This is a genomic window from Psychrobacter sp. 5A.1 (assembly GCF_030407455.1).
Lineage (GTDB): Bacteria > Pseudomonadota > Gammaproteobacteria > Pseudomonadales > Moraxellaceae > Psychrobacter.
This window is the reverse complement of the sequence record NZ_JASDDJ010000007.1, coordinates 74,187-82,942: the sequence shown is the minus strand read 5'-3', so window position 1 is coordinate 82,942 and position 8,756 is coordinate 74,187. Positions and strand designations below refer to the sequence as shown.

The 8,756-nt window shown below is 42.4% G+C and carries 9 protein-coding genes; 5 read left to right on the top strand and 4 right to left on the bottom strand.

What is annotated here, in order from left to right; translation table 11 throughout:
* Positions 1-66 precede the first annotated feature (66 nt).
* The 5 genes from QL982_RS03020 to pnp all read left to right on the top strand — a co-directional run bounded on the left by QL982_RS03020 (position 67) and on the right by pnp (position 4,604).
* Entirely contained in the window at positions 67-591 is a 525-nt protein-coding gene (locus tag QL982_RS03020; RefSeq protein WP_290162332.1) for a type 1 glutamine amidotransferase domain-containing protein, read from the top strand.
* 93 nt (positions 592-684) lie between these two features.
* Positions 685-846 (top strand): hypothetical protein, encoded by a 162-nt coding sequence (locus tag QL982_RS03015; protein ID WP_290162330.1) that lies wholly within the window; start codon positions 685-687, stop codon positions 844-846.
* 107 nt (positions 847-953) lie between these two features.
* Positions 954-1,130: a hypothetical protein gene (locus QL982_RS03010; protein WP_290162327.1), complete on the top strand. Its 177-nt coding sequence runs from the start codon at positions 954-956 to the stop codon at positions 1,128-1,130.
* 368 nt (positions 1,131-1,498) lie between these two features.
* On the top strand, positions 1,499-1,765 hold the full coding sequence (gene rpsO, locus QL982_RS03005) for a 30S ribosomal protein S15 (RefSeq protein ID WP_045443035.1): 267 nt from the start codon (positions 1,499-1,501) through the stop codon (positions 1,763-1,765).
* Between the two features lie 736 nt (positions 1,766-2,501).
* On the top strand, positions 2,502-4,604 hold the full coding sequence (pnp, locus tag QL982_RS03000) for a polyribonucleotide nucleotidyltransferase (protein WP_290162321.1): 2,103 nt from the start codon (positions 2,502-2,504) through the stop codon (positions 4,602-4,604).
* A gap of 290 nt (positions 4,605-4,894) precedes the next feature.
* Here pnp and QL982_RS02995 read toward each other — a convergent pair whose 3' ends face one another.
* The 4 genes from QL982_RS02995 to QL982_RS02980 all read right to left on the bottom strand — a co-directional run bounded on the left by QL982_RS02995 (position 4,895) and on the right by QL982_RS02980 (position 8,626).
* A complete protein-coding gene (locus tag QL982_RS02995) occupies positions 4,895-5,458 on the bottom strand; it encodes a hypothetical protein (protein ID WP_290162319.1) in 564 nt (187 codons plus the stop codon).
* 27 nt (positions 5,459-5,485) lie between these two features.
* Positions 5,486-6,034 (bottom strand): hypothetical protein, encoded by a 549-nt coding sequence (locus QL982_RS02990; RefSeq protein WP_290162318.1) that lies wholly within the window; start codon positions 6,032-6,034, stop codon positions 5,486-5,488.
* Positions 6,035-6,190: 156 nt separating this feature from the next.
* On the bottom strand, positions 6,191-6,448 hold the full coding sequence (locus QL982_RS02985; RefSeq protein ID WP_101204656.1) for a YheV family putative metal-binding protein: 258 nt from the start codon (positions 6,446-6,448) through the stop codon (positions 6,191-6,193).
* Positions 6,449-8,626 (bottom strand): M3 family metallopeptidase, encoded by a 2,178-nt coding sequence (locus tag QL982_RS02980; protein ID WP_290162313.1) that lies wholly within the window; start codon positions 8,624-8,626, stop codon positions 6,449-6,451.
* Positions 8,627-8,756 lie beyond the last annotated feature (130 nt).

Genomic DNA, 8,756 nt, shown 5'->3' with positions numbered 1-8,756 from the left:
ATAAAGTACATAACATAAGAATAAACCAGCTCAAAGAAATTCACACATAAGAATAAAAGGGATATCATGAAAACGATTGCTTTTTTACTACACAATAACTTCGAACAGGCAGAGTACGAAGAGGTTAATAACCAGCTGAAAGACAAAGGTTATAAAACACTTCTCATCACAACCAATAACGAAAAAGAAGTACAAGCCATGCAACAGGACGTAAAAAAAGGCGATACTTTTACGGCTGATATCTTTGCAGAAGATGCTGACGTCTCTGAATATGATGCACTGGTTTTACCAGGTGGTACTGTCAACGCAGATACCATTCGTGGTAATCAGAAGGCCCATGCCATTATTCATGCTATCAATGACGCAGCAAAGCCATTGGCTGTTATATGTCACGCTCCTTGGATTCTGATTAATACTGGCATTGCCAAAGGCAAAACGCTTACCGCCTATCCTACACTGCAGACAGATTTAGAAAATGCTGGCGCACATTACGTGGATAAAACAGTACAAACCGATGGCAATCTAATTACCTCGCGTAATCCAGACGATATTACCAATTTCGTTGATGCCATCGATAAGGCATTATCTTGAGTTTTTTGTCCTCTAATCAATGATGAATGCTTCATAAACCCCATAAATTCTAATAAATCTTAATTGTTCATCACCATAACTAAGGAAAATACTATGTCAAACGCTAATCCAAACGATACCAAGCTTGAGCAACAACGTTCTGATTCAGCTGCCGCTGCGCTGAAAGACCAGACCGAAAATAACCATACTGAACATAGCGAAGCTGCTGCTGACCGTATTGCAGACAATGTAGAAAGTGCCAAAGAAGACAAGTAAGGTTTTTGATATGTCACCTGTGACATTAATGCGCGTATAGTTCGCACGTCTTAATATCGACGAGTGCAACTACAGTTAGTCCAAAAAATAATAATTCAGGAGCTAATATGAGCAATTCGCCGAACAATATGGACGAGCAAGAAAGAGAGATTGAAAAGCTTGCAGACGATATCAACCCTAGTGAGCATGCCACTCCTGAAAGTCTGGCGGAAGTGACTACAGCCGCACCGCTTGCAGATGATGAGCTAGGTGGTAATGCGACAGAAGCTGATGTTAAGAGATAGCCAAATGGCAATACTGTTGATAGATAATCTTCTAACAAAAGCCAAATCTAACGTTACAAGTATTGTGAAAAACTGCTGATAGTTCAGCAGTTTTTTGTTATAATTGCCTTCACATTTAAATTAGGTTTTAGATAATTTATTGTATTTAGCCCATTACCTCAATTAGGTACTGAAATTGCTAAACATAATGTATGAGTCTAAACGTATTAAATGGTTGTTTCTAACTGAGCTTGTCGTACACTAGGTCAACTCTAGTAATGCAGGGTTGTCCTGAATGGCGTGCAGGTTAAATTACTATTATTCTAATGCTTTAAAGTCGACTCAAATGATAGTCTGTCTTAAAGTTTTTAGCATTGCCGGAGATATTTATGCTAACTAATACCGATCGTGAACAAATCATCGCTCAATACCAACGTGGCGAAAACGACACTGGCTCCCCTGAAGTTCAAGTAGCTTTGTTGAGTGCTCGTATCAATGATTTGCAGAACCATTTTAAAGCACATAAAGCTGACCATCATAGCCGTCGCGGTCTTATCCGTATGGTTAACACGCGTCGCAAATTGCTTGATTACCTAAAAGGTAAAGATCTTGGTCGCTATACCACTCTTATTAGCCAGTTAGGTCTACGTCGTTAATCTAACGACAATAGTACGAGTGGGTGCTAAAACAAAAGACGCCATCATATGGCACTATCTTAGACTTTTTGCTAAACCGCTTGGAATTTGCTTGTTGGTATCGATAAAATAGATTTTTCTAAAAACGGTGTGGAATAGTTTCACGCCGTTTTTTTATGCTTATTCATTTTGAAGGCAGCATTCAGATAGCGTGATTTGTGATGGACATTTTGCGATAGGCAAGAGGAATATTGGCGCAAACAGGGCTAACTGAGCCTCGTAGTGAGTATTTCTTGCCGATAAGTGTGCTACTTTGCAATTAATTGGTCAATGACCATAAATCACTGTAAAATAATGCCTTGTGAGTTTGATAGCATCTCTACTACATATACGGCGATTTTTTGTAAAATATTTGTCTTTTAGCTTATAGATGAGCCAGTTGTACAAAGTAAATAGCCGACCTTCAACAGCGTAAAAAAATAGCCTGTATGGTTTTTAGCACCGAAGTCTTTTGACTTAAAGTCTTTTTGATAGTATTTATAGTAAAGCCAAAATTGAACGACCAAATATACATAATAGTACGATGTCTAGCACAGACAAATATATGAGATAACCAAGTAGCGTTATTGGCATTAATTGAGAGAATTTCTGATAGAAAAAATGTCAATTAGTAGCCATATACACAGAATTTTTATGACAGATATCAGCTTGTTATGTTGCTGATATCACTTTTGTCAGTCAACATTAGGAAGATTATATGACAATGTTTAATACCATTAAGCGTGAATTTCAGTATGGCAACCAGCAGGTTGTTATCGAGACAGGCCGTATTGCCCGTCAAGCAAACTCTATTTTAGTACACATGGGTGGCGTGACTGTGCTAGTTGCAGCGGTCGTAAAATCAGAGGCCAAAGAAGGTCAAAACTTCTTTCCGCTAACCGTAAACTACCAAGAAAAAATGTATGCAGCGGGTAAAATCCCAGGTGCTTACGGCAAACGTGAAGGCCGCGCGAGCGAGTTTGAAACCCTAACGTCACGTTTGATTGACCGTCCGATTCGTCCACTATTCCCAGAAGGCTATGTGAACGAAATTCAGATTACAGCGACGGTTGTATCATCAGACAAAACTCAGTCTGCAGACATCGCTGCACTAATCGGTGCTTCGGCAGCTTTGGCTATCTCTGACGCACCATTTAATGGTCCTGTTGCTGCTGCTCGTGTTGGCTTTATCAACGGTGAATACCTGTTGAACCCAACGATTGAACAGCTCAAAGAGAGTGATCTTGACTTGGTTGTGGCTGGTACGAAGTCTGCGGTATTGATGGTTGAATCTGAAGCGGCAGAGCTTTCAGAAGATCAGATGCTAGGCGCGGTATTATACGGTCATCAGCAACAGCAAATCGTCATCGACAACATTGCGTCAATGGCAGAAGAAATCGGTACTGCTAAGCAACAGTATAGTGCCCCTGAGCGCGACCAAGCGCTTACCAGCAGCATGAAAGAGCAGTTCGGTGAGCAAGTGGCTGACGCTTACACTACCACAGACAAGCAAGAACGTTACGCTAAGCTTGACGAAATCAAGCAATCAATTATCGATGCACTTGCTGGTGATGCTGAGTCAGAAACTTATGCTGAAACGGTATCTGAGCTAAAAGAAATCTATAACGACCTTAAGTATCGTACCGTTCGTGACAATATCTTGTCAGGTAAGCCACGTATCGATGGTCGTGATCTTGAGACCGTTCGCGCGCTTGACGTACAAGTTGGTGTATTGCCATTCACGCATGGTTCAGCATTATTCACTCGTGGTGAGACGCAAGCATTGGTTACCACCACATTGGGTAACAGTCGTGACGTCAACATGATTGACTCGCTAGGTGGCACTATCCGTGACCATTTCATGCTGCATTACAACTTCCCGCATTTCTCAGTAGGTGAAACGGGCCGTGAAGGTATTCCAAAACGTCGTGAAATCGGTCATGGCCGTTTAGCACGTCGCGGTGTACAAGCAATGCTTCCAGATAGCGAACGCTTCCCATATGTCATCCGTGTGGTATCAGAGATTACTGAATCAAACGGTTCATCTTCTATGGCGTCTGTTTGTGGTGCAAGTTTGGCATTGATGGATGCAGGCGTACCATTAAAAGCACCAGTTGCTGGTATCGCGATGGGTCTGGTTAAAGAAGGCGAGCGTTTCGCAGTACTCTCAGACATCTTAGGTGATGAAGATCATCTTGGCGATATGGACTTTAAAGTTGCTGGTTCTAAAGACGGTATCACTGCGCTGCAGATGGATATCAAAATCGAAGGTATTACGCCTGATATCATGGAGCAAGCGCTTAAGCAAGCCCATGCCGGTCGTATCCATATCCTAGATGCGATGAATAAAGTATTGCCAGAGAGCCGTACTGAAATTAACGCTCATGCGCCTAACTATGCGGTTATCGAAATCAATCCGGACAAAATCCGTGATGTAATCGGTAAAGGCGGCGCGATGATTCGTCAGCTAACGGAAGAAACTGGCGCCGTTATCGATATCGATGATGGTGGCACGATTCGTATCTTTGGTGAAAACAAAGCAGCGACTAAAGCCGCTATTGGTAAAATCGAAGCATTGACTGCTGAAGTTGAAGTTGGTAAAACTTACGAAGGTACAGTTGCTCGTATTGTTGACTTCGGTGCATTTGTTAACGTATTGCCAAACACTGATGGCCTAGTACATATCTCACAAATCGCAGAAGAGCGCGTAGAAAATGTATCTGACTATCTAAAAGAAGGTCAGATCGTCAAAGTGCTTGTCCAAGACGTTGACAACCGTGGTCGTATTAAGCTGACTATGAAAGGTATTGAGCAGAACTAATACTTAATATTTGATGTAGTTTAAGTCATAAAAAACCGCCTTGAGGTGCTCATTCAGAGTATCCAAGGCGGTTTTTTTATGTGCTCAAAAAAGACGATGACCTAGGGCATGTCATTATTTAGATTGTGGGGCTCAAAATGAGAAAAATTGCAGCCAAACAAGGAAGGACTCGCCGTAAATATGGAACATGTTGACAAGATCTCTGAGGATGTTTGACAAAATTTAGCCATTTTAAGACCACTAAATGTATCAATGTGCTAATTGATGACCCGTCCTAGCTAGAAGGCCATTTATAAATTGATATTTTTAGGCAGATGTATGTCGATATGCAGATTTGGCAAGTCTTGTAAGTACTCAATCAGTAAAGGCAGCGTCTCAGTATACCAATCTAAAGGAAGCGAATTTGAGCCATCATTTTTGTTGGATTCAGCATCACGCGGGTTTTCATAAATGATCGGGCGTGCAAGTAGAGCCACTCTACGAATACCTTGATAGCATATGAGTGAGATCATTTGCTGCTGAAAATCAACCAACGCTGCAGTTAGCCAGCGTATGCGAGCTGGATGATAAGGATGATCTGATATAACAAGGTTAGCAATATAACTTGGTTGATTGCCGTTACTACTGATACCAAGCCCAGCTTGTTCACGTGTGCGCTTATGAAGCAGGCAGCTACCCACGATCAGACTTCCATCACGGCAGGCACGATGGTAGCGCTGATAGTTATCGGGAAATAACGTCTTTGCTCGCGTAAGAACAGGGTCCAAAACGACCCCAGCATTATTGACAGGTAAAACAAGTAGCTGCGCACTGCTATTTAAAATAGAGGCATGCGTGAGTTGTAGTTTCGCCATCGTATGCCTCTTGATAAAAGTATGCAGTTACTGCGCCTGTGTTTTAGTAGAGCTGGCTGCTTCTAGTTGGGCTATTTGCTGTTCAAGCAGGTCAATTTGTTCGGCCTTCATATCGGTCAACTGTTTGTTCATAGTCAGTTGTTCGGTAGTCAGTTTTTCTTGTTCGGCCAGTCGCTTGCGCTCGTCTTCTAGACGATCAATTTCTTCTTTGGCTAGGCTGTCCGTTTCTGGTAAAGGTGCCTCTAATATAGCAGCAGGATTTGGTATCGTACTACTTTCATCATTTGCTTCGATGGAGGTTTCATCTGTCAACATACTGTCATTAAGCGCAGTATTGTCAGGTTCTTCAGACGTATTTTCTGTTGTTAACTCTGTTTGTAGCGGTTCCGTCATTGGTACTGACGTTGTACCTTGAACAGGTAGAGTAGATTCAGTGCCAGATCTTCCTAAAATCAAATAGCCAATAGCAATAAGCAACAATACTAAAATAAGCACGACCCAAATTTTTTGGCGTATTTTAGTCACTTTTTTCTTGGAGAAGTGGGTTGGTAAAGGGCGAATGTTTTCTCGTTTCATATTATGATCGATTCATGTCAAGAATATAATTAGCCATACTATAGCAAACTCAAAATAAAAAGCCTATCTATTGATAGATAGGCTTAATGGATTATTAAATAATAAAGTATTTGTGACTGTTCAATACGGCCTAAATTGGTTTTTAAAAATAGATATTTAAGATTTAAATTTCACTGTGCCACTGGTGCCAGTTGCCATAGCATCACGTGCCATTTGATCTTCTAAGTGGTTTTTTGCACTGATGGCATCTGGGTCGGGGCGATGCTCTGTGTGTCCGCACTGAGTACATTCAATGTATTCATCGGGTGCAGGCGTGACGATATTGACTTGAACGACCGCATCCATTTCCTGACATTTTGGACAACGCACGCCTGCTAAAAATCGGCGCTTAGGACTCGATGACTGATAACGCATTTAGATGACCTCGCGCGTCATTTTGGTATTGTCGGCATCAATATTTTCAATATTAGCAAAACCGCTATGGCGTAGTAAGGCATCGATACTGGCGCTACGACCACGGAAGTTTTCAAAATTGGTTTTGGCTGGGAAACTGCCACCAACAGACAAGACAGACTCGCGGAATGCTTTACCTGTCGCTGGGTTAAAAATACCTTCTTCTTCAAACTTACTAAACGCGTCAGCTGATAGCAGCTCCGCCCATTTATAAGAGTAATAACCTGCGGCATAACCACCCGCGAAAATGTGACTAAAACCGTTTGCAAAGCGGTTATAGTCAGGTGTCTGCATAATAGCAATGTCATTTCGGACGGTGTTGAGCGTCTCTAAAATATCGTCATAGCTAAGCGCTGGCGTGTGAGCATGAATCAGTAAATCAAACAATGCAAACTCGATTTGGCGCAGCGTTTGCAGTCCACTCTGGAAGTTTTTGACTGCTAATAGGGCATCAAGTTTGTCTTTAGGTAACGGTTCGCCAGTCTCAACGTGACTGCTGATAAGCGCGATGCCTTCAGCGTCCCAAGCCCAGTTTTCCATAAACTGACTTGGAAGCTCTACCGCATCCCACTCAACACCATTGACACCAGCGACATCACCGACCGTCACTTGGGTCAACAAATGATGTAATCCATGACCGAATTCATGGAACAAGGTCAGTACTTCGTCATGAGTCAATAAGCTTGGCTTACCATCAAGTGCTGGCGTGAAATTACCGACCATAAAGCAAACAGGCAGCTGCTGGTGATCTTGCTCGTCATAGCTATAACGAGACTGAAAACCATTCATCCAGGCACCGCCTCGCTTACCACTGCGAGCAAATAGGTCAAAATAGAAGCCGCCAAGCAAGCGATCGTCCGCATCAAATAGCTGATAAAAATGCACATCGTTATGCCAACGTGATACAGATTCACTTTGCTCTTGTACTTTGATACCGTACAAACGCTCGACGATAGCAAACAAGCCACTAATCACTTTAGGTAATGGGAAATAAGGGCGAATCTCTTCTTGTGACAAACTAAACTCGCTTTGTTTTACCTTTTCAGCGATATAGGCACTATCCCACGGCTGCAATTCGTCAATGCCATAATCGCTTGCGTATTTCTGCAATTGTGCCAAATCTGCTTTGGCAGCAGGGGTTGCTTGTGCTGCCAGATTGCGCAAGAACGTTTCAACTTCTAAGACACTGTCTGCCATTTTGGTTGATAGAGATACTTCGGCATAATTTGCAAAACCCAGTAGCGTGGCTTTTTGCTCGCGTAACGCGAGGATTTGACTCATGATATCAGCGTTATTTAGCGACTCACCTTTGGCATTGGTGTGCGTGTCGAACTCAGAAGCGCGTGTGACATAAGCATGATATAGCGTCTCACGCAGACTGCGATCATCCGCATGAGTCATGACCGCTAAATATACGGGAATATTTAAACTCGCGACATAATAAGGGCTAGGGAGCGCATCTACATCTGATTGGCTAAGGGTGCCGCTGGCAAGCTCGCGAGCCTTGTACTGCTCACCTGCATCTGCCAATAGTGCCAAACCACTCTCTGTTAGGCCCTTTAATTGCGAGTCCTCCAAAGGCCATGCAAAGGCTTGCGTCGCATCCAAGATATTATCTGAAAATGTCGCAGATAAGGTAGATAGCTTACTTTGGATAGCCGCAAATTTTTCTTGCTCCACCTTAGGTAAGGCAACGCCTGATAACTCAAAGCTTCGTAGCGCAAGCTCAATGGCACGTGATCTCGCAGGCTCTAACGTAGCAAAAAATGCGGTGTCATTGACGATAGCTTGATAGCGATTAAACAACGGCTGATGCTGTCCCACTCGCGTACCGTAAGCAGATAGCTTTGGCAACAGCTCATGGTGAACATGACGAATATCATCATTACTCATCACACTATTGAGATGCGACAAAATACCCCAGCTACGATCCAATGCCAGATTAATATGGTCAAAGCTCATCACATCTGCCAGCGCTTGTTCAGCGCTTATTTTTTCAGCACTATCTTTTTCTATCACTGTTAGTGTATCTAAGAACGCATTGGCAGTATCAATGGCGTCAATCACTTGGTTCTGTAAAGTATGTGGTGCAGTGTCGGCAAAATCAACAAGGCGCAAATCTGAAGAAGTAGATGTCATAAAGGTATCCGATATTAGTGAATAAATTATTAAGTAAGCGTGATGTAATAAAAGGTATCAATTAACCAAAAATATAGTGCGTTGAATTTTTAGTATATTGTGGTTTTATAGGTAGGTTATATAAAAGATG

Excerpts from the sequence above, each read along its gene's own strand:
- QL982_RS03020 (WP_290162332.1), top strand. The coding sequence starts at position 67 with ATGAAAACGATTGCTTTTTTACTACACAATAACTTCGAACAGGCAGAG.
- QL982_RS03015 (WP_290162330.1), top strand. The coding sequence starts at position 685 with ATGTCAAACGCTAATCCAAACGATACCAAGCTTGAGCAACAACGTTCT.
- QL982_RS03010 (WP_290162327.1), top strand. The coding sequence starts at position 954 with ATGAGCAATTCGCCGAACAATATGGACGAGCAAGAAAGAGAGATTGAA.
- rpsO (WP_045443035.1), top strand. The coding sequence starts at position 1,499 with ATGCTAACTAATACCGATCGTGAACAAATCATCGCTCAATACCAACGT.
- pnp (WP_290162321.1), top strand. The coding sequence starts at position 2,502 with ATGACAATGTTTAATACCATTAAGCGTGAATTTCAGTATGGCAACCAG.
- QL982_RS02995 (WP_290162319.1), bottom strand. The coding sequence starts at position 5,458 with ATGGCGAAACTACAACTCACGCATGCCTCTATTTTAAATAGCAGTGCG.
- QL982_RS02990 (WP_290162318.1), bottom strand. The coding sequence starts at position 6,034 with ATGAAACGAGAAAACATTCGCCCTTTACCAACCCACTTCTCCAAGAAA.
- QL982_RS02985 (WP_101204656.1), bottom strand. The coding sequence starts at position 6,448 with ATGCGTTATCAGTCATCGAGTCCTAAGCGCCGATTTTTAGCAGGCGTG.
- QL982_RS02980 (WP_290162313.1), bottom strand. The coding sequence starts at position 8,626 with ATGACATCTACTTCTTCAGATTTGCGCCTTGTTGATTTTGCCGACACT.